Annotated in this window: 22 protein-coding genes; 13 read left to right on the forward strand and 9 right to left on the reverse strand. The window is 53.4% G+C overall.

Annotated features, from left to right (window positions below; genetic code table 11):
- Nucleotides 1-407 precede the first annotated feature (407 nt).
- From R3F50_08980 to R3F50_09000, 5 genes are all read right to left on the reverse strand, one after another.
- Nucleotides 408-854: an isoprenylcysteine carboxylmethyltransferase family protein gene (locus tag R3F50_08980; protein MEZ5490436.1), complete on the reverse strand. Its 447-nt coding sequence runs from the start codon at nucleotides 852-854 to the stop codon at nucleotides 408-410.
- Nucleotides 855-932: 78 nt separating this feature from the next.
- Entirely contained in the window at nucleotides 933-1,577 is a 645-nt protein-coding gene (locus R3F50_08985) for a Crp/Fnr family transcriptional regulator (protein MEZ5490437.1), read from the reverse strand.
- 527 nt (nucleotides 1,578-2,104) lie between these two features.
- Nucleotides 2,105-2,761 carry a spondin domain-containing protein gene (locus R3F50_08990; protein ID MEZ5490438.1) on the reverse strand — a complete coding sequence of 219 codons (657 nt, stop codon included), beginning with the start codon at nucleotides 2,759-2,761 and terminating at the stop codon, nucleotides 2,105-2,107.
- Nucleotides 2,762-3,364: 603 nt separating this feature from the next.
- Nucleotides 3,365-4,573: a serine hydrolase domain-containing protein gene (locus tag R3F50_08995; protein ID MEZ5490439.1), complete on the reverse strand. Its 1,209-nt coding sequence runs from the start codon at nucleotides 4,571-4,573 to the stop codon at nucleotides 3,365-3,367.
- A gap of 76 nt (nucleotides 4,574-4,649) precedes the next feature.
- Complete coding sequence (locus tag R3F50_09000; protein ID MEZ5490440.1) at nucleotides 4,650-5,759, reverse strand: helix-turn-helix domain-containing protein; 1,110 nt, start codon at nucleotides 5,757-5,759, stop codon at nucleotides 4,650-4,652.
- Nucleotides 5,760-6,612: 853 nt separating this feature from the next.
- Between R3F50_09000 and R3F50_09005 the strand changes: the two genes are divergently transcribed.
- From R3F50_09005 to R3F50_09035, 7 genes are all read left to right on the forward strand, one after another.
- On the forward strand, nucleotides 6,613-8,343 hold the full coding sequence (locus R3F50_09005) for a dipeptidase (protein ID MEZ5490441.1): 1,731 nt from the start codon (nucleotides 6,613-6,615) through the stop codon (nucleotides 8,341-8,343).
- Between the two features lie 325 nt (nucleotides 8,344-8,668).
- On the forward strand, nucleotides 8,669-8,854 hold the full coding sequence (locus R3F50_09010; GenBank protein MEZ5490442.1) for a hypothetical protein: 186 nt from the start codon (nucleotides 8,669-8,671) through the stop codon (nucleotides 8,852-8,854).
- Between the two features lie 21 nt (nucleotides 8,855-8,875).
- Entirely contained in the window at nucleotides 8,876-9,628 is a 753-nt protein-coding gene (locus tag R3F50_09015) for a hypothetical protein (protein MEZ5490443.1), read from the forward strand.
- A 186-nt stretch (nucleotides 9,629-9,814) separates the two neighbouring features.
- On the forward strand, nucleotides 9,815-10,039 hold the full coding sequence (locus R3F50_09020) for a hypothetical protein (protein ID MEZ5490444.1): 225 nt from the start codon (nucleotides 9,815-9,817) through the stop codon (nucleotides 10,037-10,039).
- 179 nt (nucleotides 10,040-10,218) lie between these two features.
- Nucleotides 10,219-11,241, forward strand: a complete 1,023-nt coding sequence (locus tag R3F50_09025; GenBank protein ID MEZ5490445.1) for an AraC family transcriptional regulator — start codon at nucleotides 10,219-10,221, stop codon at nucleotides 11,239-11,241.
- Nucleotides 11,242-11,366: 125 nt separating this feature from the next.
- Nucleotides 11,367-12,206: an NAD(P)H-binding protein gene (locus tag R3F50_09030; GenBank protein ID MEZ5490446.1), complete on the forward strand. Its 840-nt coding sequence runs from the start codon at nucleotides 11,367-11,369 to the stop codon at nucleotides 12,204-12,206.
- Nucleotides 12,203-12,610: a DUF4345 domain-containing protein gene (locus tag R3F50_09035; protein MEZ5490447.1), complete on the forward strand. Its 408-nt coding sequence runs from the start codon at nucleotides 12,203-12,205 to the stop codon at nucleotides 12,608-12,610. The genes R3F50_09030 and R3F50_09035 overlap by 4 nt, the downstream gene beginning before the upstream one ends.
- Before the next feature lie 275 nt (nucleotides 12,611-12,885).
- Here R3F50_09035 and R3F50_09040 read toward each other — a convergent pair whose 3' ends face one another.
- Nucleotides 12,886-13,842, reverse strand: coding sequence for a peptidylprolyl isomerase (locus tag R3F50_09040; GenBank protein MEZ5490448.1), 957 nt, complete (start codon nucleotides 13,840-13,842; stop codon nucleotides 12,886-12,888).
- A gap of 711 nt (nucleotides 13,843-14,553) precedes the next feature.
- Here R3F50_09040 and R3F50_09045 point away from each other — a divergent pair.
- The 4 genes from R3F50_09045 to soxC all read left to right on the forward strand — a co-directional run bounded on the left by R3F50_09045 (nucleotide 14,554) and on the right by soxC (nucleotide 19,837).
- Nucleotides 14,554-15,816 (forward strand): DUF1587 domain-containing protein, encoded by a 1,263-nt coding sequence (locus tag R3F50_09045; GenBank protein MEZ5490449.1) that lies wholly within the window; start codon nucleotides 14,554-14,556, stop codon nucleotides 15,814-15,816.
- A gap of 36 nt (nucleotides 15,817-15,852) precedes the next feature.
- The gene (locus R3F50_09050; protein MEZ5490450.1) at nucleotides 15,853-17,133 is read left to right on the forward strand and encodes a DUF1592 domain-containing protein; all 1,281 of its coding nucleotides are present in this window, start codon (nucleotides 15,853-15,855) and stop codon (nucleotides 17,131-17,133) included.
- Nucleotides 17,134-17,151: 18 nt separating this feature from the next.
- Nucleotides 17,152-18,120 (forward strand): DUF1552 domain-containing protein, encoded by a 969-nt coding sequence (locus tag R3F50_09055; GenBank protein ID MEZ5490451.1) that lies wholly within the window; start codon nucleotides 17,152-17,154, stop codon nucleotides 18,118-18,120.
- Nucleotides 18,121-18,577: 457 nt separating this feature from the next.
- Entirely contained in the window at nucleotides 18,578-19,837 is a 1,260-nt protein-coding gene (gene soxC, locus R3F50_09060) for a sulfite dehydrogenase (GenBank protein ID MEZ5490452.1), read from the forward strand.
- A gap of 110 nt (nucleotides 19,838-19,947) precedes the next feature.
- Here soxC and R3F50_09065 read toward each other — a convergent pair whose 3' ends face one another.
- The 3 genes from R3F50_09065 to R3F50_09075 form a co-directional block, all read right to left on the reverse strand.
- Nucleotides 19,948-20,529 (reverse strand): DUF3611 family protein, encoded by a 582-nt coding sequence (locus tag R3F50_09065; GenBank protein ID MEZ5490453.1) that lies wholly within the window; start codon nucleotides 20,527-20,529, stop codon nucleotides 19,948-19,950.
- Nucleotides 20,530-20,798: 269 nt separating this feature from the next.
- Complete coding sequence (locus R3F50_09070; protein ID MEZ5490454.1) at nucleotides 20,799-22,028, reverse strand: Nramp family divalent metal transporter; 1,230 nt, start codon at nucleotides 22,026-22,028, stop codon at nucleotides 20,799-20,801.
- Between the two features lie 140 nt (nucleotides 22,029-22,168).
- A complete protein-coding gene (locus tag R3F50_09075; GenBank protein MEZ5490455.1) occupies nucleotides 22,169-22,711 on the reverse strand; it encodes a peroxiredoxin in 543 nt (180 codons plus the stop codon).
- A 353-nt stretch (nucleotides 22,712-23,064) separates the two neighbouring features.
- Between R3F50_09075 and R3F50_09080 the strand changes: the two genes are divergently transcribed.
- Both R3F50_09080 and R3F50_09085 read left to right on the forward strand, forming a co-directional pair.
- Complete coding sequence (locus R3F50_09080; protein ID MEZ5490456.1) at nucleotides 23,065-23,577, forward strand: hypothetical protein; 513 nt, start codon at nucleotides 23,065-23,067, stop codon at nucleotides 23,575-23,577.
- A 109-nt stretch (nucleotides 23,578-23,686) separates the two neighbouring features.
- Nucleotides 23,687-25,396: an amidohydrolase gene (locus R3F50_09085; GenBank protein MEZ5490457.1), complete on the forward strand. Its 1,710-nt coding sequence runs from the start codon at nucleotides 23,687-23,689 to the stop codon at nucleotides 25,394-25,396.
- The last annotated feature ends 88 nt before the right edge of the window (nucleotides 25,397-25,484 follow it).

Below are 25,484 nucleotides of genomic sequence, written 5' to 3' on the forward strand. Positions count from 1 at the left end.
ACAGAGCTGTCTGCCGGGGTTTAAAGGGTGCCGAAAAGGTATCTTTGATGCATTCAATTGTCCAGCGCTGCGGTGACAAATCACTGGCCGTAGGCGAGCATGACCTGGTCTGGAATCCTCGGCGCCAGATTTTTTGCTACACGGGCGACTCTGTTATCGAGACCTCTTTATCTGTAATTTGTCAAGATATTCGGATGGTTATCCATATTTCCCATGATATTTCTCACCACCAAGCGCTGGTTATCCTTGTCGCTCGGCCGCCTTCAGGAAAATATCGGCACTGACACCCGCCACTTTTTTTGAGTTACCATAAAAGTGGCCAAATAGATGACTCAGATTGCGGAGCACAATGATGAAAAGAGCTTACTTCATGGTACTTTTGTCAGTGTCCCCGATGCCCGGAGTCCTTATATCCACTTTCTAGTGCGGCTGCAGTAGTCAAGATAGGATTGACCGAATACAGATCGCATAGTTGCCTCCTCGCTCTTTATGTACCATCGGTCCACTACCAGAAAAAACCCGATGACAAGAATGAAAGATGAAAGGCTTCCCTGATACAGAACAGCAACGCCCAGCAGGGATAAACAGAGGCCAACATACATCGGGTTCCTGGAATACTGATAGATCCCTGTCGTAACGAAGGTATCTGGAAGGGCAAAAGTGTTTACGTTGGTTTCCGCGTCGTGAAATAAGTTCTTAGCAATCTGCGCGACAGCTAAACCACCAATCAGCAAAGGCAGGCCGGCCAGATTGAAGGGAAAGACAACGTAGTGACTAAAATCAAAATACCAGCAAACAAGTCCCATCAGAACTGAGACCAGCAGGAAAAGTTGCGGAGGTAGCAACTTCTTCATCGTATCCTCCTCTGGCAACCGACAGCTGCCAACGCATTAGTTGAGGAGTAAGGCTAATTCCAGATACTGGTCATTTCATTAACCTGTGTTAATGCTTCTGATATTTCTCCTCAGCCGGCTCAGGGCGACCGGGGTAATACCCAGATAAGAGGCGATGACATGCTGCTTCACCCTTTTTTCCAAGGTCGGGAAGGTACTTAGAAAAGATCGATAGCGTTGTTCAGCATCCAATAACAGAAACTCTCGTTCCCGCGCTTCCTTTATGCAATAGCCTTTTTCCAGCATACCGAGCAGAAACTTCTGCCAGCACAGGTCTTTCTCGGCTAACGACTTCCACTTCTCGTAATCGATTTCCAAAATCAAAGATTCCTCGAGAGCCTGGATGGAAAAATAGCTTGCCCGCTTCTGAATTAAAGCGCTGTAGGAAGCAATGAAAGAGTTTTCCTGAAGGAATCCTTTGGTAAATTCATGCCCGTTGGAATCGCTGTAAAAATATCTGAACAGGCCGCTACGCACAAAAGCGAAGCTGCGTGGCTGTTGGCCCTCCCTGATGAAACAACCCTGCTTGCGGATTGTCCGCACTCTTGACAGAGGGACCACTTTCTCAATCTGTTCCTCTGTAAATCCGGAGAATAAATCAAGGGTATCGCTGAAGGCATGCAGCGTTTCAGATGCTGCGGTTGCATCCGGGACGAGTGATGATCGCGCGCCTTTCGTATTCATTCTATCCCAGTCAAGCTTTCTTGAACGTCCAGGTGCCGGCGGGCTCTGCCGCGGGTGGCATTAAGACAGTTACAGGGAACAGCTAAAATATCGCCGAGCCCGGTGATTGTCCAGTATTGCAGTGGCTGCTCAGAGCCTAGGGGACACTCACAACTTAACAACTTAATCGTTTAGCGTCGATCCCCAGATTGTGTTGTTCGACGCGAGATGCTCTAAGTTTGATGATTAAAAGTTTTACCCCAAAATTCCATTGTCTACAGAAAGTTCGGAAATAAGTAGGGTACGACTAGCTTAGTTGTTAAGTTGTGAGTGTCCCCAATTTTCCCTCATGGTGGTAACGACGTCTAGTGACGCTCCGCTATCATGCCAATGGGAGTGCTTAATTTCGATCAGCTCAACGAAGAGGCCGGCAACCCCTGGGGCCGGCAGCCCTATTGTCTGTCGGGGTAGCCGGCCGGCTTGATGATGGCCAAGGTAATGTGAATTCTTTCAGAGACAACAGCATTGGCCTGCCACTGATTGATTCCTTATAGTTTTCTGATGACAACTATGGCTACAGGATTGTTCCAGTCGTATTCCGAAGGTTCCAGATCGCCGATTCCGTGGATACCAGGATGGGTATAGATATACCCTTCACCGGCATCATCAGGTGAATCGCCGGCACCACCACAGGCTGGTCCTGGTATGTTCGCGCAGATTTCATCGTTGGTTTCGCTTCCTGCATCATAGACGCTGGGATAGTAGTTGATTCTACCGGTTGTGGGCAATGTCACTCCGTTCAGGGCTATGAAGGCGTCGTTGGTCGGAATCAACATGCTGATAAGGGTCAGCACATTGCCGGGATCAGCATCGATAGTCAACGTTTGACTGTCACCTGGCATGATCAATCCATCGCCGAGTTCCATGCCGATAACGATCTGGGGAAAGCTTGCGAGCAGTGTCATCATCGGGCCCACATTTCCACTCTCGGCGATGCTGATAAGCTCGTCAATAGCCGGAGCACCGGGATTGAACAGTTGTCCACCAGTGTGGCTGAAGACCAATCGTGGTGTGAATGACAGTCCTTTAGTCAGATTGGTAACTGTTACCTCGTAGGTGTCTGCTAGACTGGACGTGGAGGCCAGCAGTACCAGAATGGCTGTGATAAAAGAAAGACCTGGAATTGGGGTTTTCAGTTGTTTCATGAGCGACTCCATTTAACTTGTCAGTTGAAAGGTTGAGTCGTCACTGTATTGCTGAAATGTCACAAGGGTGTCACGGGATTATCATGATTCGATCACAGGCCATGGTTTTCATCTCCCAAAGGAGTTTTTTATTCCCCACAGGCTTGAGTACAACGCCGGATAGCGATGCATTCCGCACTCCATTGGTGAATACGGCTAACGCCATACCCCACCCCATCCCCCCCCACCGGCGAGCAGCTCCACGGTAACCGACAAGTTAACTTTCCAATGGGTTAATACTTCTGTAAAAAGGGGACACTCACAACTTAACAACTTAATCGTTTAGCGTCGATTCCCAGATTGTGTTGTTCGACGCGCGGAGGCTAGGGGACACTAATAGTTTAATAAGTCAAGAAATTGGCTCGCCGAATTCGCCTCGAATCGTCGAGCCAATTCCAGTCAATCTCAAGGGCTGGTCGTTAAGCTATTAAACTATTAGTGTCCCTTGTTCACACAGTGTGCGAGACTTGCAGGCAAGGGTTAGAAAGGGTGGTGCCCAGGGGCGGTCAAATTTGTCAGGAACAAAAGAAGCCAGAGAATCTGTACTGTATTTTTACTTTCAACCTATTTATCTTGCGAGAACAATGCCAGCAAATCAGTCTGCAAGGATGAAAAGTCCGTAAACTCGGGCAAGGTCGTATTCATCGCCATGGCAATGACCAGTGACTGTTCAGGATAGACCGCCAACCACGCCATGGAACCTTTGGACACGCCGCCGTGATGGGCGTAGCTACCATCCTCTCGCCAGCGCCATGTCAGGGCATAGGATTGTTCGTTAATCTCTCCGTTATTCAGCTTTTGTGGTGTCCAGAATGTCTCTCGTGTGGCTTTGCTGATGAAATTATTGTTCAACCACGCACTGCCCAGTATGGCTAAATCTGCCGGCCTCGACATGAATCCTCCACCGGCCAGCTTGCTGCTCAGATCAACGCTACGCCACGGCTGAACAAGATTCCCGTCCTGTTGATAGAACGTTGCACGCTGCGGATTCTCTTCATCAGGTACGGGAGAGGACAAACCCAACGGCGCGGTGACTTGCTGTCGTATCAATTCAGCAAAGGGCTCCCGAGCAACACTTTGCAAGACAGCGGCAATGATCAAGGTATCGAATGAGGAATACTCGAATTCGCTGCCCGGTTGATAGTGCAGCGGACTACCGTCAAACAGCTTGAGGCTTTCAGTGACGTTGGCATGGTGCCTGCGCAATGCGCCCGTTTGATAGAGCCCTGCCCAGTCTTTGTTGGTACTGTACTCGGGTATCCCGGCCATGTGGGAAGCCAACTGTCGCAAGGTCAGTTGTGGCCAGTCGGGGTTAGGGAGGGCGGCTGCATAGTTGCCAATAGGCGCATCCAGATCGACAGCGTTGTTCGCTACCATTTGCGCGAGTAATGTACCGGTCACGGGTTTGGATGTGGAGCCGATACGATACAGGGTTTGTGGTGTGGCGAGTTTATTCGACGCCAGATCGGACCAGCCTGCTGCGGCACTCCAGACCAGTTCACCATCTATCGCCACCGCAGCGGATAGCGAGGGAGTATGAATAGCTGCCTGATGTGTCTTTAAAAGAGAGCATGCCTGCTCGATTAATTGCGCCATGGCCGGCTTGGCAACCCCGGTCTGACAGTAGACCGCTGCAGGCACTGCTTGCCACGCCCAGGGCTTGCGCATCCAGGGAGTGTCTTCGCCGATAAAGCCATATACTGGCCACAGTAAGTAGGTGAGAATTATCAACATCAGCAGACCAGACCCACCAGCAACTCTTCGAACAGCCATACAGAATTCTCCTGTGTGCATTTCCATGCGGAGTCTGCTTAAGAGCGTGTCGCGAGGTCTTGCCGATTATGAAAAATTAGCGCCGATTCTGAAAAACGCGCCGGAATTCGCCTGGAGTCTGATCCGTGGCGGCTTTGAAAGCCCGGTTAAACGGACCGATGGAGTCGTAGCCTAAATCCAGCGCAATGCTTAATATAGGTTTATCGTCATAGGCTGTATCCTGAAGGCGATCGCGGGCATCATTCACGCGCAGATCATTCAGCATGCTATTGAAATTACGGTAGCCGCGGGTCTGATTGATCAGCCGGCGCAGGCGGTGTTCCGGGCAATTCAAGTGCCTTGCCAATTTTGAAATTGTCAAACCGTTTTCGTGATAACCAGATTCGGCAATAAAGGCATCAAGAGCTTCCGACAGGCGCTTGTCTGCTGGCTGCAGATCGAACAGAGAATTGCTCAGCTTGGACGGGTTGTCGCCAGGCGCGGGTCTCACTTTGCCCTGTAACCTCGTCACGCCGCCTTCTTGAGTGAGCTTGCCGGGTTCGTAGCGCAAGCGGTACAGGCGAGACACCGCAATGGTTGTGACCAGGAGCAGAAACGTGGCATTGGCCAGACCAAACGCGGCAGCATTGCGATAACGCGGGTCAGCAAACTCGAATATCATCAATACCGTGCTGTAGAGCGTTATGCCCAGCACTACCACGACTCGTGCTCTGCGTCGTGTATCCAGCAAATCATCAGCAAAGCCGCGAAAGGCTATAAAACCAGCATGGAGGATCAATCCCAGGCTTACCGCATGTATGAAATCGTGCAGGATGCTACCGCCAGCCTGGATACCCAGTGCATAAACATAAACCAATGCCAGTATGCCGAGTAGCCCCTTAATCGGACCTGGCCACTTGCCGGGGTTAAAGTCGTCGTCAAAAAGGTGGGAGATTAGTAGCCAGAAAACAAAGGCAAAGGCATCGGTCAGCAGCAATAGCACATTGCGGAACAGGCCATACTGCTCATCGGGTATTGGCGCGGTCAGCAGCACAAGGCCGGCGACGCTTAGGCCACAGGCCAATAAAAGGTGTCGAAGTCTGGATGCCGGTTCACGTAGTAATAATCCGCCGATTAACAATAGCTGCCCGATAACCATCATGCGGATTAGGAGATCGAGTTGGCTTAGTATGGTTGAAGTGATCATGGCCGGGACGAATGGTTGAAAGCGATAAGAGAAGGGGACACAAATAAAATAGCCGCAATCTGGCGGCATGCAATGCCGTGATCTACCCTTGAAGTATCCCTAAAAGAGGGCGGCTTCATATTCCGGGTGGATATTATCACGTCATAGGTCGCGGACTTAAGCGGCGCATTATTCTTGAAGAAGTCAGAGATCAAGAAAATTTTCCACAGCTCCTTGGCGACAATCTCATGCGCAGTCAAACTCAATGGCCATCGTTTACAGGTAGATGTGCTGGGCTTGATGCCTGAGTAGGCGCTGGAAAAGAATGGTGGTGCCCGGGGGCGGAATGATCCAAATAGCCTTGGGGCTGTTTGTCCCCTACGGGCGGCGTTCCGCCATCTGTGCACCCCCCGTGCCACTACCGGAGGCATCAGCCAGAAGCGACTTTGCTCTACCGGCTTGTGGAAGAGTATTACCCCGCGTTCCTCGCCCACCTGGAGGCCGAAGACAGAAAAAGGGGACACTCACAACTTAACAACTTAATCGTTTAGCGTCGATTCCCAGATCGTGTTGTTCGACGCGAGATGCTCTAAGTTTGATGATTAAAAAGTTTTACCCCAAAATTCCATTGTCGACAGAAAGTTCGGAAATAAGTAGGGTACGACTAGGTTAGCTTAGTTGTTAAGTTGTGAGTGTCCCCAATTTTCCGCTGTCGGTCCGGAGCCGGTATATCAGTATCAGAGTGGCGTTTACTGTGTCGCACCAGGGAGTCAGGCGATCTGTCGGCTCCCGGTCCTCACCGGTCGACACAGACGCGCTGAGCCGCTACACTGATTTTTCCACTCTTTATCGAAAGCTGCTGATTTCTCACGCCATGTTTACACTTCGATACTACACCGCCTCACTGATATTGTTATCGTTTCTGCTTGTCTCACCATGGACGTTCGCCAATCTGGATCGGCAGCAGATCGACCAGCTCATTGACTATTTCGAAACGCGTCCGGTGACCGGTTTCGATCAATTCCTCGATCAGCTTTCCGGGTCAGCTGTTATTACACCTGAAACAGCGGGCGTCGCAACAGCCTATCGTAACGACGAAAATCTGAACGAGGCGCAGTCCGTCGAGCTTTACCGGCTACTGGGAATCTATACCCGGTTACGTTACGGTGACGAGGCTCTGGAGACCTTGCGTCAGCTGGTTGCTGTCCCCACCTATCAGGACGAGAACATTCCCCAGCATGACAATCCCCAGTTCCACCGGTTCGCAGCGATCCTGACCACGTTGGCCAATGATTTTGGCCTCAGTTTTCGTAATATCGATGAGCGTGTTTACGAAATCACCCTGGCAGGCGACAGTGAGGAACTGGTTGGCTTTCATGCCCACGCGGACGTGGTGCCTGTCAATCCGGCGCTCTGGATTCTGGAAGACGGCACGCAACTGGACCCACTGGAGGTCACCCGTATAGGCGATCGCCTTTACGGACGTGGCACTGAAGACGATAAGAACGGCATCGTCGTTTCGCTCTACGCCATGCGCGTAATTCAGGAAGAGAACCTCGGGTTGCTGAGGACGTTGAGGTTACTGGTTGATACCACCGAGGAAACTACCGGAGAGGCGATTCCCTACTATTTCGAAGAGAATCCGGTGCCAGCCTATAACATTGCCCTGGATGGTTCTTATCCCGTTGTCATTGCCGAAAAAGGCTTCGGCACCGTGATGGCCAGCTTCCCGGTCCGGCGTGGCTCCGGTGAAGGTGCCGAGATAATAAATCTTACTGGTGGCCTGGCGACCAATCAGATTCCCGCCGCAGCAACCGCGACTATTCTCTCTGCGCAACCGCAACAGCTGGCGGCCACACTGGAAGAAGCAGGGCAATTGTACCGGGCTGCCAACGGCGCCAATTTTGCTATTCAGGCCCGCGCGGAATCGGATCGGGTACTCCTGATCGTGCAGGGGGTGTCTGCGCATTCTTCGGAACCCCAATCCGGCGTCAATCCGGTCTCCCGTTTACTGGATTTTCTACACCGGATGGATGCCCAACAGCTGTTCAAGCACAATCACATTACCGATATAGCTCACTATGCCGCGGTCAACTGGGGCCTGGATTACCTGGGAAATACGCTGGGCATCGCTTATAGCGACCCCTTCATGGGACCGCTGACTACCGCTGTCACGTTCATCGGTGACGGAGAGCGAGTCCTGCGGCTGGCTGTCAACCTGCGACTGCCGGCAGGTAAGGAGCCGGCCGAACTGTTGCAGCAGATCGAGTCCCGTTTGCTGGCCTGGTCGGAGGCGAACGGAATCGACGTAAGCTTTGACCTGAGCGCCGCTGAACCGATGCATCGCAATCCGGAAGGCGCCTGGGTCAATGCGCTGCTGGATATCGCCACCGAAACTCTGGACATGCCCCGTGAGTTCGGCACCTCGGCCGGCGCCACCTCGATTCATGACCTGCCCAACGGGGTGCAGTTTGGCCTGGCGATGCCGGATCAAAAATATACCGGGCATAACGCCAACGAGTTCAAACGCATCGATCAGTTTCTACTGGATCTGCAGATTGTCACCGAGGCCATGGCAACACTGGGGCGGATGCCGGCTCTCTAGGGAGCCCAGGGGGACACTGCCTGATTGCGCGGACCCGTACTAATCGTATAGTTATCAATCAGCTTTTCGGCCGAAAGCCTGCAGAGAGAATGCTATGTATTGCAATTATAAGAATACTCTAATCCTCCTTTTCGTTTGTGCGTTCGCCTCGGGTACCAGTTCGGCATTTGACCAATGGCAGATAAATGAAGTTTTCTCCAGTTCCGACGGCAGGGTGCAATACGTTGAACTGTACACATCTGAATCCGGCCAGGGAGGCTGGGAGGGGCTAACGTTATTTAGCCGAAATCAGGACGATGGCGGAGCGACAGGGCCCGGACGCAGCTTGGTGCTGGATACAGCGCTGACCGGGGACACAGCGGGCAGGAATGTGTTGCTGGCAACCCAGCGGTTTGTAGAGCGAACCGGACTGCCTCCCGATTATTACATACCCGAGAGTTTCCTGCCCCTCGATGGCGGGATTCTCTATCTTGGAAGCGTCGATAGTCTGGAGATCGTCCGGGAAGACTAACCACTCAATGGAACTCAATCGATGGACGGTGACGGTAATCCGCAAATAGTCTCGCCGCTAAACTACAGTGGGCAGGGCTCCGGGGTCGCGATTGAGCCAGCAGCAACAGCAGACCTCAGCGCTGGAATTCTTAACGTTTCCGTTGTCGATGCCCCAGGTATCGGTGTTGCGAATCTCAATTTCGACATTGATCTGGAAACACTGGAATTTACCCTGCGGGATGGCTTCTACCTCTATGGCGAAGGAATCGATCCAAGCGCGCATCCATCGATATTTCAGAATAATAGCTCGCTCTACATTCCTACTCTGGTTCTGGACGATGAATTCATAGAACTTCGTATGTATCTGCTGGATTACGATTCGATTGTGTTCGGCAATATCGAAATAATTGACGTCCATCCTGTCCTGGTGGATACCAACGCCGATGCGGAACCAAACAGGGTCGTCTGGGAGACGTACAGCGATGTGGACGGCACGATTCAATTCATCGAGCTGTTTACGTCAAGCTCTGAAGAACAGAATCTCGCCGGCGTAACTCTTGTGGCCGCACGCAGCCTCGGGAGCGAGAGGCAGACATTCACGTTTCCAGAAGACTTGAGCGGCTCAACCAAGAACAAGTCAATCCTGCTTGCTACCGCCGCGTTCGAAGATGCGGCAGGGATAGTGCAAGGCTACCTCATTCCGGACTCGGTCCTCCCTTCCGGCGATGTGAAGACGATCTCCCTGGAGTTCAAAGGAGGCACCGACCGTGTTCGTCTGCCAGGAAACGTTTAACCGCTTAATGGATTTTAATCCCTTAACCGGTTGGGCGGGCCAGGTATCGCTTCTCCGACAAATCTGGCCGGCGAAACGGGGACCGTCAATGTAGGATCGTTTGCAATTTTCAATCCACAGGACAACACCATTTTTCTGCCCGAAGTAGATCGCGGAGAGCAGGGGCTCCAGGCAGCCCAATTTGAAGTGGATTTAGAGAATCTGCTTTTTTACTTTCAATACGGGGCGCCACTCAGATCCAAGACTCTGCTGAGTGACGACGCTGCGACCTTCATGTTCGGCGACGGTATTTACCAATATTATGTGCCTAAGCTGCTCGTTGGGGATATGTTCTACGAGATCACGTTCGATTGGATTAATGAGTTGAATGCCTACGGTAATATCCAGGTACTGAGCCAGACGAGCAGATAAGGAGCCTAGGGGACACTGATAGTATAATAGCTGAAGAAGTTTGCTCGCTGTATTCGGTTAGAATCGTTGAGCCAATCTCAGCCAATCCCAAGGGTTTGTCGTTAAACTATCAGTGTCCCCGTTGCCGATGTTCATCTGCTGATCTATATTCCATCAGTACACGTAAATTCAGTTTACCTATGGGACAGATTACTTCACTTTTTGCACACAAAGTTGCGCGTATTGCTGAAAAGTCCATCGACGTTTCTGCCATGCTGGCATCAATTGGTATTGATCCAGGTGCGCCAGTCGATCCATCAGTTATGGTAAGCGACAGTGACTACTATAGATTCTTAGAAAACATCGCCGTGGCAGAGCAATCCGGTCACACGCTACCGCTGCGTGCAGGCAATTCCATGTGCTGCGATGACTACGGCGTCTTCGGCCTGGCGTGGAAAACAGCTTCCAACCTGAGAGCCTCCTTTACCAGAGCGGAACGATACTGGCGATTCTTGACCAGCGTTGCTGTTTATGAAATCGAGCCTACAGATGATGGCTCGTTCGCCCATCTTCTCCGAGACGGGGGCCGGGATTTGGGAACGAGACTTTCCAACGAAGCCACGGTCGCAAGTATGTTTACAATAAGTCGCGAAGCAGCAGCCCAACCAGTGAAGCTGTATGGTGTATTCTTTAAACACGCAGGGCCTGAGATCACGTCAGATCACGAGGCGTTCTTTGGGTGTCCGGTGCATTTTAATACTGACCGCGATGCCCTGCTGATCGCAAAGGAATCCATGCAAGGGCGTAATAAACTCGCTGATGCTGGAATTGCGAAATATTTCAAAGCTCAACTCGAAGCAGAGATTACTCAGTTTTACAACGAAGACTCGTTGGACAAGCAAGTAAAGACGCAAGTTGCAAATGCCCTGAGCGAGGGAATTCCTAATGTCAGCGATACAGCCAGTGCGCTGGCCATGAGTGGCCGCACCCTTCAACGCAAGCTGGCTGAGCAAGGCTTCACGTATCAGGAGCTAGTGGACGGCGCACGCCGCGAGTTGGCAGAGCAGTTGCTGTTGCAGAGCAAACATTCTCTCAGTGACATCGCCTTTCTCACGGGTTTCTCTGAGCAGAGCTCGTTCAATCGGGCATTCAAGCGCTGGGCAGGTCAGACTCCGCGCTCCTATCGTCTCTCCGCCCAATCCCGGATCTTCCCATCACAGTAGGCCCTGCCCCAGAAATTGGCAGCATCGGCCAAAAACTTGGCATTAGCTGTCAATAGTATCGCCTCCTGAACCACTAAGATCTCTACTGACTTCTTTAATCGACGAGATCAATTCAGGAGAGACCTATGCATAACCTTGATCAAAAATTCACTTTAGTAACCGGAGGCACCGGTAAGACTGGTCGCCGCATCGTGGAGAATCTTAAAACTATGGGCAAACCAGTTCGAGTGGGATCACGCTCATCCAGTCCCTCCTTCGACTGGAACAACGAGTCCCGCTGGGATGAGTGCCTTGAGAACGTAGAGGCGGTATACATTAGCTACGCGCCTGATCTGGCCATGCCGGGCGCAACCGACACAATTAAAGCTTTCGTGGACCTGGCTGTAGCGAAAGGAGTCAAGCGTTTGGTGCTATTGTCTGGCAGAGGTGAAGAAGAGGCTCAGGCCTGCGAGCAGATCGTTATCAACAGCGGTCTGGAATGGACCATAGTCAGAGCAAGCTGGTTCTTCCAGAACTTTTCGGAAGGCGCATTTATTGACATGGTGCTTGGCGGACAAATCGCGCTTCCTGCAGGCGATACGCAGGAGCCTTTTGTGGATGTGGATGACATCTCTGAAGTGGCCACGGCTGCTCTCTCTCAGGATCGTCACAACGGTCAGATTTACGAATTAACTGGTCCACGTCTGATGAGATTCACTGACATCGCGGCGGACCTATCGGCAGCGATCGGTCGCGAAATCACGTATCTGGATGTGCCACATGACGCTTTTGTTAATGAGGTGAAAGCTTCAGGAGCGCCACAGGACGTAGTATGGATGCTGGATTATCTGTTTGCCACCGTATTGGACGGCCGTAATTCCTCTCTCACCGATGGTGTAAAGCGGGCGCTTGGCCGCGAACCCAGAGACTTCAGATTATTCGCAAGGGAAGTCGCCAAGACTGGCCTGTGGAGGGTAGCCGCGTGAACGGCTTAATCAGAGCTCAATTACACGTGAATGGTTGGGGCGCTGTGTTAATCGGTAGCTTTATAATTCTGGACCCGGTAAGCATGCTGTCTTCCTACGGCCTGCAAGGCGAGCTGTCGGTGGGTTTGCTGTCAGAGCTGAGAGCTCCCGGTGGTTTGCTTTTACTCTGCGGGCTGGTGATCGTGGTTTGCGCGTCGTGGCCATCTGCAGTTCAAAAAGGCCTTCTGCTTTCAATAGCGGTATATGGCGGCTACGGCAGTGTAAGACTGCTGGCTATGCTGCTTGATGGTATACCACCCGTGGAGATACAACTGGCAACTGCTATCGAAGTCGGGCTGTGCGCGCTTTCCGTGGCGTCATTTTACAACGTCCTATTTCGTGGTCAGCGGGTGTTCAACAGCTAGGGAGATATTTATGACATTTCATTGGACAATCTACTTCTGCCTGCTTCTTGCGCTCTGGTTGGAGTCGTTTTCAAAGCCTTTTCTGAATTCATTATGGCTGGCCTGCTGCGTGCCGCGCCCGCTGCGGGTATCGAAACTATGCAATGGATTAATCGGACAGTGCTGCGAACGGACAAAAGCGGGAGCACTGATAACTTAATAATTTCACGAATCAATCGATTGGCTAAGTTATTAAGTTATCAGTGTCCCCTGGGCTCCCGGCAGGCCCGGTCTCATCAAGGGTTATTCAGGGATTGCAGGGTAAAGATAAGGTTTTCGGGATCCGTCAGCGTGAAGACCACATCGATAAACAGCACGTCATCGCCCACCGCAATTTCAGGCAGAAACAACTCGCCGGTCTCAAAATCGAATCTGGCCATGCCCCTGTTCCACTCGTCGAGAGCGACAATCGAATCGGGCAAGGCCCGAAATGTGCCCTCCTCGAGCGATTCCAGCTGGAACGAAAGGCTAAGATAAGCGGATTCTCCGATGTCAAGCTGCGCATGTATCTGCTCCGAAGTCGGATCGAAAATATTAGCTACCTGACGGCTGTCCATGACCACGAAGGTAAAGTTGTCGCGTGTCATCAGATTGCAGTTGTAGAAAGGGTAATCAATCCAGTAATTTACCAGCGGGATGGAAGGGAGCACTGGACCAAGCGAAATCCGCGGCTGGCCATGAATGGCATTGACCACCGCCTGACCTGCTATGATCTTCCCGATTACCACCGGAGCCGAACCCGACCCGTCGTCTTCAACGCCATTGGCGATATTCAACTGCCATTCGTTGCTGAGCTGTCCTGCGTCGAGCGGGTCGCGACGTATCGCAAAGGACCCGGACACGTTGTTTAGACCCGTTACTTCAAGAGGGTGTCTGACGCCAGGCGCAGCTTCGAAAGGGCCTTGACTGCAGGACTCCAACCGGAACAGACCACCCCGCACCGTACCTCCCTGGGCCCAATGCACAAAGGTGAGGTTATACACCCCGGAGTCTACGTTTTGCAGAAAGCGTGCCACCGTCGCTGGAGCCTGCTCTTCATAAAGCTCGAGCGTAAAAAAACCGAATAGCGTCTGCACATCAACAACAGTGGCAGCATGGGAAGCACTAATCCCGCCGACGGAAGACAGCAACAGGATCAGGAGCTTCAGCCCTGACTTCAGCCGAAGTCGAGCGGAAAAAGAAAGCTGTTTCATGGTGATTTAATCCGTTTGCATTTTGAGTGACGGGATTCTATCAGAAGTTTGCTCCTCACCGATATTGTGCGACTCCGCGAACCGGTCGACCAACTCTGACTTAACAAGATCATTGGGTTATGTGACATGGGCACAACTTGATGGAACAGCTCAGGTTTGTAACTCATAGAAACATAGCTGTTTATCGAACCTGCGGGTAGTGTCAAAAATGTTTCGCTCTTTTTTCTCAGGGGCAGTCCCGGTTCTCGTCCCACACGCGCAGGATCTCGGGCTTCAAGTGACGGCCCCGTATTGATCGATTGGACTCTCTGTCTGGATCAGATTCCCGTTTTTGTGCTCAGTGTTCCCTGTTGCTGGTCATGCAGAGTGCAAATCAGTGTCGGCTATTCAGGGTATGTAGCGGAAAATAAGCTAAAACAGGTTAAATCGAGAGAAAATAGGCCAGTTTCAAGCAATGACCAATGCATTAACTCATTGTTACTAACAAAGATATAACTTTATGCGTAAATCTTCGAACCAGTTGCTCTCGTCGAGTGGAGCCTGCCGGGTCGTGTAACCTCCTCGGTATCACTCTGATAACAACAGCCGACTTAATTCCCATGTGATTTTGAGTCACTTGTCACAAAACTGAACAATACCAGGCTTCGGCTATAAATTATTTTCTTATTATTGAACTCCCCTGTTTAAGACTGCACTCTCCGGAGAGTTTTTGTGGCTGGTCAATTCAAGAAAAATCCGTCTGGATGGCTCATAGCGATAGTGCTGTTTGCCGGATTCACTCAGCTCGCCCACGCCGGTCGCTCGGAGCTGATTGATGGCTACCTGCTTGTTCCCCGTGTCGATGTCGATGGTCTCGGCCCGCTCGAGTTGCGCTTCAGTGTCGAGTTCGACGGCGAATACTTCTTCGTGCTGGAAGCGGTGAACGAGGCCTCCTCTACCGAGGCCAATTCGGGCGAATTCGAACCAGAGCGGCTGACTATCGAGATCTATCAGACTGAACTGCCTGGCGGTGAGTTGTTTTCGGTGTTACTGGGCCTGGTGTCTGATGCTCCGGTGGTCATTTTCAATCTGCTGGAAGCGGTGCACTTGAACCCGGAATCGCCAGATCCCGACCCGGGCAACGGCTCATATCCCGGCGACCCTGAACGCGGCCGCAGCACCTACGAATCCCAGTGCGCAATCTGCCACGGCGCGGGTGGCAGCGGTGGCGTGGCGCCTGCCCTGACCAGCGACGTACCGCTGGCGGAACTCATCGAGACCATTGCACAGACCATGCCGCTGGACGATGTCACACGTTGCGACAACGACTGCGCCGCTGACGTCGCAGCCTTCATTCTGACCACTTTCGTGGATCCGCCTGACGATCTCCCGGCATTGAATGTGAAAACGCTACATCGACTGAACCGGACGGAATTCAACAACACCATAAGGGATCTGCTCGGTACCAATCAGCAACCGGCAGATAACTTTCCGGCCGACGACATCGTGTTCGGCTTCGACAATATCGCCGCGGTTCTCAGTCTGTCACCGCTGCATGTGGAGCTCTACGAGCAGGCCGCGTGGAATCTGGCCGAAGCGCTCGTTTCGCTGGAGAGCTCACCCGGACTCTGGTCACTCTACGCCCAGGATAGCGATTGCAGCGTCGGCGGCGCCACCGGCGAATACTGGAATCTCTGGTCCAACGGCAGCTGTTCAATGCGGATCCCGCTGCCGGTAGACGGGACCCGCAGGCTGACGGCATGGGTTTCACCCATGCAGGCCGGACCCGACCTGGTACAGTCAGCACTTATGGTCGATGGCAGCAGTGTGCTCACTACGCAAGTGGCTGCCGCTTCCGGCAGCTTTGAGGAAATTCAAACCACTGCACAGATCAGCGGAGGTACCCCGGAGATCGGCGTCGCGTTCCTCAATGATTACTACAACCCCGATCTGGCGGAAGACCGCAATCTGCTGGTGGACTGGTTCCAGGTGTAAGGGCCCCTGTAGATCGATCCGGCAGCGCGGCGCCTGATGATCTGCGATCCACAGGAAATGGGCGAGCAGGCCTGCGGGTCGTTGATTCTTGAATCGTTTCTGCTGCGCGTCTGGCGGCGCCCGCCGAGCACGGAGGAAGTCTCCAGGCTTTGTGGCCTGGTGGAACTGGCGAAGGCCGAAGGTGATGTCTTCAACACCGGCATCACCCTGGCGGTGGCGGCGGCACTGCAGTCACCGAATTTCATCTTTCGCGTCGAATTGGATGCCGAGCCCGGCACTGATGTCGTTCATGCACTGGACGATTTCGAACTTGCGTCCCGCCTGTCCTACTTTATCTGGAGCACGGCACCGGACCAGGAGCTGCTGGATCTGGCCAGTCAGGGTCAGCCGCAGCAGTTGGAGGTGCTGCGACAACAGGTTGACAGAATGCTGGACGACCCGCGCTCGCGGGCGCTGGTGGAAAACTTCGCCGGACAATGGCTGCGCACTCGAGGTATCGCTGACCTTATCCCGGACCCCATGGCGTTCCCGGAATGGCGGGAATCACTTCGTGACTCGATGAAGATGCAGGCCGACATGTTCCTCCGCACCTTCATAGACGAAGAGCGCAGCATGCTGGAACTGTTGACCGCCACCGATACCTTTGTCGACAGCAATCTGGCTGACCATTATGGCCTCGCCGGTGAATTCGACGTGCAGCCCACGCGGGTGGACCTGGGCCCTGACACCTCCCGGCGCGGTATCCTGGGGCAGGCAGGGCTACTGGCGGTATTGTCTTACCCCACCCGTACCTCACCTGTACAACGGGGCAAATGGGTGTTGGGCGAGCTGTTGTGCGCCGAACCACCACCCCCGCCACCTGGCGTCGAGGGCCTCGCGGAAGAAGCGATTGCCAACGGCACAGTGGCCGAGGTGCTGGCGCAACACCGTGAACGGGAAGAGTGCGCGGTGTGCCATGACCTGATGGACCCTATCGGCCTGGGGCTGGAGAATTTCGACGGCATCGGCACCTGGCGCAGCATCGAGAACGGCACGCCTATCGACCCGTCCGGCGTACTGTACGGCGCCGGTCCCTTCAGTGATCCGGCCGAAATGGTGGACATGCCCGCAGAGGACCAGCGCTTCCCGGCCTGCGTGGCCGAGAAGCTTTTTACCTATGGTATGGGCCGCGGCACCACCGACTACGATGAGCCTCATCTCGAGTCGATCACCCAATCCTTCGTGGAGTCCAATCACAGCTTCCGCAGTCTGGTGGAATTCATTGCCAGCAGCGAGCCCTTCCGTACCCGCAGCAGCGCGGCAGGAGACCCGCCATGAACCGCCGCAGACGCTACAATTCCCGGTTCAGCCGCCGCCAATGCACTCGGCTCTGCCACCCTGTTTCCTTCGCTAAAGCTGGGCCTGGAAGGCGGGGCCAACGTCGGAACCTGTGACTCCGGCTACAGCTGCGCCTATACCCGCAATATCTCCTGGGCAGGGCCATCGACACCGCTACCGAAAATCATCGATCCCCAGCTGATGTTCGACCGCATGTTTGGCGGCAGCGATGGCGCCCTTACGGCAGAGCAGATCGCCAGACGCCACTACTATCGCACCAGCATTCTCGACTACGTCAAGGATGAAACCGAGGCCCTCAAGCCGCGCCTGGGATACCGTGACAGACTCAAGCTCGACGAATACCTGACCGGACTGCGGGCGCTGGAAACTCAGATCGAATCCATCGCAGCCGAGCCCAGTGTGTGTGCCGCGCCGGATCCGGACTCAGTGGTCAGCAGAAGAGAGGGTGATCTGCCGGCTGCAGCCCGCAGCATGATCGATCTGATGGTGGTGGCCATGCAATGCGACATGACCCGTTTCATTACTTTCATGCTGGGTAACGCCGCCAGCAACCGCAGCTTCGACTTTCTCGGCGTCAGCGGAGCCCACCACAGCCTCTCCCACCATCAGTCCAGGCCTGAAAACTTCGCCAAGCTGGAAATAATCGACCGCTGGGAGGTGGAGCAGTTCGCTTACCTGCTGAACCGCATGGACGCCATTGAGGAAGGTGGCAGGACCATGCTGGAAAACTCCCTGGTGCTGTTCTCCAGCGAGATTGAAGACGGCGATTACCACCACCGCCACTCAAACCTGCCGATACTGCTGGCAGGCAGCGGTGGTGGCTTTGTGAGCCCCGGGCGCCATATCGTCTATCAGGACGAACCCCCGATAAGCGAACTCTTTAACAACATGCTGGCCGCGGTGGGCGTTGAAGCGGAGACTTTTGGCGATGATGGTACCCGGCCGCTGACAGGGTTGCAGGCCTGAGAAGCCACCGACAGCAGTCGGAATTCTTTCCCTTCCGGTCAAATAAAGCTGGAGTTGATTCGTTTACTTCCGGTCTCGGCAGCCACGGATGACGACAGGCCATTGCTGTCTGTCACACCGGCAGGTGCTCGATTCCAATTTCGATGACAGAGTGCACTGATAGTTTAATAGCTTAAGATATTTGATCGCTGTATTCGCTTCGAATCGTTGAGCCAATTTCAGTCAATCCCAAGGGATGGTCGTTAAGCTATTAAACTATCAGTGTCCCTACACCCTCACCTGCGGCCGCGCATGCTTGATCAGTTGGTCCCTGCGGGGCAGCTCTGATTCAGGACAGGTTGTGGATGTCGTTTGCGCTCCCCCGTGTTCTTTCCTCCTGAATTGGCCCTTTTATTAATCCGCGCCCCATTTTACACTCTACATCTGTATCAAGTTTCTCTACAAGAAGGCGCGAACAATGAAAACCAGCGAATTCGAAAAAGTTGCTGCCAACGGTCTTATCAGCAGACGCCATTTACTCGAGTTGGGGGTGGGTGGTATGGGCTTCGCCGCTGCAGGAACCGTGCTGGGTGCGGAGGCCAGTTTACAAATCCCTGGCTGGGCGAAGACTCCCGGTCCAGGCCCCAGTGCTTACGGCGCGCCATCCCGTCATAGCGGATTGCAGAGATTGGCTCGCGCTCCCGATCCCATTTACCCTGGAGGCGGTGTTTCGCAAACGCCGTTGCAGCATATGCGGGGCATCATTACTCCGAACAGTTTGCACTTCGAGCGTCACCATGCCGGCATCCCTGATATCGATCCTGCCGGACATAAGCTGGTAATCAATGGGTTGGTCAGGCAGCCGCTGGTTTTCGCTTACGAGGATCTGTTGAAGTACCAGATGGTGAGCAAGGTTTATTTCCTTGAGTGTTCGGGTAATGGCAGGTCAAATACTCAAGGCATCCCGGGCGGTTCTGCCCAGAGCATTCACGGTCTGGTGTCCTGTGCAGAATGGACGGGGATTCCACTGGCTACGCTTCTTGATGAGGCTGGCATCTTGCCAGATGCGGGCTGGGTCGCCGCTGTCGGTGCGGATGGTGCCAGTATGGGTCGATCTGTTCCTCTCGGAAAAGCTCTCGATGATGTGCTGGTCGCACTTTTTCAGAATGGTGAGCCGATTCGTCCGGAACAGGGTTACCCAATGCGCCTGTTCGTTCCAGGCTGGGAAGGGAATATCAGCGTGAAATGGCTGGCGCAGCTCAAGCTGATGCGAAACCCAGCGCAATTCCGCGACGAAACCAGCAAATACACTGACGTTCTGCCGGATAGAACAGCCCGGCAGTTCACCTTTCCTATGGAGACCAAGTCACTTATCACCTCACCTTCGGGTGAGATGACACTGCCAGGCGCGGGGCTCTATAAAATTACCGGACTCGCGTGGTCTGGCAGCGGCAGTATACGGGGCGTTGAAGTCAGCGCAGACGGGGGCCGTACCTGGGCAGATGCATTGATCGAGAGCGAGAAATGGGACAAGGCCTTATGCAGGTTCAGCATTCCCTGGGAATGGAATGGTGGCGACGCAATACTGCAGAGCCGGGCCACGGACAGCCAGGGTAACGTGCAGTTAACTCGCGAAGCAGTGGTTGCTGATCGCGGCACGGGTGCGTTCTATCATAATCCCGGCATTCAGAGTTGGACCGTGAGTTCGAACGGTGAGGTTAGCCATACTGGAGCTTAGACAAGCGTTCTAAGGGGACACTGATAGTTTGATAGCGTAACGAATCTATCGATTTGTTACGCTATCAAACTATCAGTGTCCCCTGTTGTCGCTGTTGCCGACTGATCGCCTCAGTCTTCGTACTCTTCGTACTCAGAGGTGCAGAACAGCAACCAGAGCGTCAAGCCGACAAGAACCAGTTCTACTGTCAAGACGATCAGTGAGCCCATCAGGCTGACGCCATCCAATGCAGATAAAAATCCAACGTTTACCGGTGCCAGGGGCAAGGCGCCACCCGACTGCGGTGCGGCCAACATCATCAACGCCAAACGAGAAACGGCGGTGAACAGCAGCAAGAGCGATAAGACAATTCCTGCAAAGCTTACCCAAAGACCAAACCACAACGCAGACACAACCTTGTCAAATTCCGGAACCTTATCCAAGGACAGCATTCGCTGACCGAATTGTCTGTACCGGAAAAAGATGTAAGTTGTGACCAGCATTATTGCCAGGCCGAACATCACCACAATCTCGCGAAAGCCCACGCCTTCGCTCAGGCCCCGTATGATCAGCACATACACCATGAAAGCGGCATCAACTGTAATAATGGCGAGTTGCGACAAGACCCCAAACCTGCCTATCCGCCTGAACAGATCGGGTAGGCCATCGTCTTCGGTCGGCGGCCAACTTTTTATAATGCGCACTTTCGTCACGGGTAAATCTCCTGTCAGATGTCAGGGAAAGCTATTTTCCTTTGGGCCCTGCCCCTCGAAAAGCATATATTCAGATATTCTAATCGAAGTAGTCCTCCACTACCTAACGGCTGTTGAAAAGCAGCATGAATGCAGTCGGCTCGCCTGAAAGCCCCTTCGGGCAGTTCATAGGGGACACCAATAGTTTAATAGCTTAACGAATCTATCGATTTGTTAAGCTATTAAACTATTGGTGTCCCCTATGCGACCTATGCGATTGCGCCAGTTCCCTAGGGAGCCGCCTGGATGGAAGCCACCACCTGGATCAAGGCACGCCAGCCCAGCGCTACGGTAAATATGAAGATCAATCCGCCTGTGACGTTATGGAACATACGATTTATGTGAGTACCCAGGACAGACTCCCGGTTCATCAGCCACAGCAGGACCCCCACCACCACTGGCAGGGCAATGCCATTAGCCACCTGGGCAAAGCGGATGATCTCTATAGGGCTGATTGCCAGTGAGGAGAACAGCACACCCAGTGCCAGGACACCCATCCATGTGGCGCGAAAGCCCGGGTGTTTCATGTGGCTGCCCCAACCGAGGCAGCCGCTGGTTACGTAGGCTGCCGCCAGTGGGGCGGTGATTGCCGAGGTGATACCGGCAGCAAACAGGCCGATCCCCAGTAGATAGCGTGCCATTTCACCAAACAGTGGTTCCAGACTGAGTGCCAGGTCGGCGCCACTGCGCACGCCAGCACTGTCCACGGCAGCAGCCGAAACGATGATGGACATGGAGACGAGGCCGCCCATGGCCACGGCAATGACGGTATCGCGTCGGGCATCGCGCAACTGGGCTGGTCCCTGCCACTTGGCAGCCACCAGCGAAGTGTGCAGAAACAGGTTGTAAGGAACTACCGTAGTACCTATCAGCCCGACAACGGTGAGCAGGCTGGCATCACTGAGGGCAGGTACCAGCAATCCCCGCAGCAGTTCTCCAGGATCCGGTCGGGTGAGCAATGCCGTGACCAGGAACGAAAGACTCATCAGCAGTACCAGCAGGATCAGCGCCCGCTCCAGCAGGCGGTAACTTCCCTGATACAACAGCACGAACGCCACTGCACCGATGGGGAGACTCAGGAAGCGCGCCGTGGCCTGACCCTCCAATCCCAGCAGTGTTTCCAGGCCGAGGCGTCCGCCACTGATGTTGCCAGCCTCATAGGCGGCGTTGCCCACCACCACCGCACAGAGTATCAGCAATAACACGACGGCACGGTACAAAGGCCGATGACGAAGTTGCTCGCGCAGCACATGGGTGAGACCCTGTCCGGTAACCAGGCCCACCCGTGCGGCCATCTCCTGGAGGACTATGGTGGCCAGCACCGACAGCAGCATGGCCCATAGCAGCCCAAAACCGAAGTTGACACCGGCAAGGGTGCATACCGTCACAGTGCCGGGGCCGATGAAGGCCGCCGCCACTATCGCGCCGGGGCCGGTATGACGGAAACCCTTGCCTGGCATTGGTGAAACCTGAGTATTCAGAGTGAGACAGGATAATGCAGGAGCGACCCGGGTCCGTCAAACTCAGATCAGGGGCCCGGTCGCGGAGTCTACTGACTCCATTGGTCTTGCCTTCGGTTAGTCTCTCTGAACGTTGCCTGTTAAGCGGCTTGCGTCTTGAGCTCCCTGAGATAGTTCAAGAGCGTGTCACAGTCGCTGCATTCGAAAGGATCGGTCGGACAATTGTCAGACTTGCCTTCTTCACTGAACAGCTTCTTGATCTCACCATCCTCGACCAGCATCGAGTAGCGCCATGAGCGGGCGCCGAAGCCCAGATTTTCTTTCTTCACCAGCATGTTCATACCACGGGTGAAGTCCGCGTTGCCATCGGGCAACATTTTCACGTTTTTTATACCCAACTGCCTGCCCCATTGATACATCGAGAAAGCATCATTCACGCTCAGGCAGTAAATTTCATCGATACCTAATTCTTTGAATTCCTGGTAGTGCTTTTCGAAGCCTGGCAGGTGGGTGCTGCTGCAGGTTGGAGTAAAAGCTCCTGGCAGGGCCAGCACGACGACGCGACGGCCAGCAAAAATTTCTTCGCTGCTCAAGTCCTGCCAACGGAAAGGATTATCACCACCCACCGACTCATCTCTTACGCGGGTCTTGAATATCACCTCTGGTACACGGGATACAGTCATTACTTACCTCTCAAAAGTTTAATTAATTAGCTTACGGATCCTAATGTAGCGCCCTATGGTTAATCGGTAAAACGATTAATATCGATAATAGTTATCGATATTTACGATTAAAGCCTGGTCTCGCTGCCAGGGGAGATTTCAGCGAATTGGGTGCTCAATGTTGAATAATCGGAGTCAGTAATACATGGGGTCGGTAATAAATGGAATAAATGGGGTCAGAGTAAAAATACAGTACTGTATTTTTACTCTGACCCCATTATTTTTTGGGTAGAGCTGAATTCGAACTGGGGTGCGCTGGCTACGAGACTGGTGTATAAACAGGCAAACATCCCATTGCCTCGAGGTGTATAACAATGACAACAAATCTCCAGAAGCTATTTTTCACCAGTTTACTCGCTATTGTGTCTCTACCTGCAATGGCACAGGACGCAGGTGCACCGCCGGGAATTTTTATGTCGGCCAGTGAAATCATGGCGGAACTGGATGAGGCGGCGGCAAGCTCTGCGTCTGCTGGCGGTTGGTCGGTCAGTATTTCACCGGGCGTGTCGGTTCGACGGCGCAGCAGTTCGGTGGAGCAGTATGCGGTACTGCACCCGTTCAGCGTCGAGGTGTACCGCATTCTCGAAGGCAGCGGCACCCTCGTGACAGGGGGGTTATTGAATCTGCCTCTGGCCGAGTCCACCGATCCCAATATCATCCGCACCCGCAACGGTGTCACCGGCGGTCTGGCCCGCCGGGTGAGTGCCGGTGATGTGCTGGTGCTGCAGCCGGGAACGCCGCACTATTTCAGCGAGATTGACGGTGAATCCATTACCTACATGGAATCACGTATCAGGATTGCTACCCACCCAGTGCAATACCAGTGAGGACCGATTTATTAACACTATTGAAAATCCAAGAGGCCTCTGATCAATTACCAGGACATTGTGGGAATTAATCAGAGATCCGTAAAAAAAAGAGCCAGGAGAGACTGTCGTGTTGGGAATAAAGAGTGCACGGAATGGTTTGGTATGGCTTTTCCTGCTCTGTCTGTCGGCTTGTGATTCGCCGCCGCAACCGGCCGGCCAGATAGCCGATATCCTCTTCGTTGGCGAGAATATAATCACCATGGATGGTTCCGACGTCACTGCTGTCGCGGTAATCGGCGATCGTATCGTGGCAGCGGGCACACAACAGGAGCTGCTCCAACTGAGAGGCGAAACAACCCGCCTGGTGGAGCTTGGCGATCATACTTTGTTGCCAGGCTTCATTGATGCACATGGCCATTTTTCGGCGGTGGCGCGTTATCTGGATTTACTGGATTTATCATCACCTCCAGTCGGAAGTGTGGAAAGTGCTGATGATATTGTCCGGCTTCTACAACGCTATATTGAGCAGGAGCAAATACCGGCCGGTGAACTGGTTTACGGCTTTGGCTATGATGACTCCCTATTAGCTGAGCAACAGCATCCGGATCGTGATGATCTGGATCGGGCGTCTACAGAACATCCGGTTATTATTCGTCATGTCTCGGGACATTTATTGTCTGCCAATTCCATGGCTTTGGCACAAGCCGGCATTACCGCGGAAACGGTTAACCCCGAAGGCGGAGTAATCCGAAGAAGGCCGGGTGGCAATGTACCCAACGGCGTGATCGAGGAGACAGCCATGGGTTTGTTTCCCGGTGCCGGTTCTGAGCAAACGCCTGAGCGCCAGGCGCAATTGCTTCGAGACGCAGTGGATATTTACGCGGGATACGGCATAACTACTATTCAGGACAGCAATGTTTCAGTTGCCTATGTTGATCGGTTAAAGCAACTTGGCAGTTCGGAACCGTTTAATGTCGATATTGTCGCCTACATAATGGCAAATCCGTTGACGGATGAACGATTGGCAGAAGTAAGCCAGGACAACAGTTACACCTGGGGCGTCCGCATCGGGGGTGTTAAATTTACCCTTGATGGATCACCGCAGGGCAGAACGGCCTGGATGAGCCAGCCTTACAATGAAGGGCCACCTGGCGCCTCGGCCGACTATGTTGCCTACCCCAGTTACGACCCCGAGGTTTATAAGGCCCGCATAGGAGGATTACTGGAACGAGGGGTACCGGTATTGGCTCATGCCAATGGGGACGCCGCCATTGATCTGATGATCGAAGGTATTGAAATGGCGTTAGCGGGTAAGACTATGCCAGACCATCGTTCTGTCATAATTCATGCACAGTTAATCAGGGAAGATCAGTTGGACAGGGTGAAGGCAATGAATATTATTCCTTCTTATTATTCGGTACATTCCTATTTCTGGGGAGACTGGCACCGCTTGAGCTTCGGCGATGAGCGGGCGGAATTCATCAGTCCGGTACGTGCCACAATCGATCGGGACATCCCATTTACGATCCATAATGATTCACCCATCGTGCCGCCCGATATCATGCGCTTGATAGCTATAACGGTTAATCGTGAGACTCGCAGCGGTTACATTCTCGGGCCCGGCCAGAGAGCATCTGTTATGGAAGCTATTCACGCGGTTACTCTGGGAGCTGCCTATCAGTATTTTGAAGAAGACGAGAAGGGGAGTATCACACCCGGCAAACAGGCTGATTTCGTCATCCTTGAAAAAAACCCGCTGGTCGCCGACCCCTCAGAATTGGCCGATATCGCTATTGTTGAAACATTTTCCCGCGGCAGGTCCGTCTATCAACGTTAGATCGCATAGATGGGGACAGAGTAAAAATACAGTAGTTTTAAACGATTTCAACGGTGCGTTTTCAGCGCACGTACAGGCCCGCATCATG

Source organism: Gammaproteobacteria bacterium, assembly GCA_041395725.1.
Taxonomy (GTDB): Bacteria; Pseudomonadota; Gammaproteobacteria; order Pseudomonadales; family Pseudohongiellaceae; genus NORP240.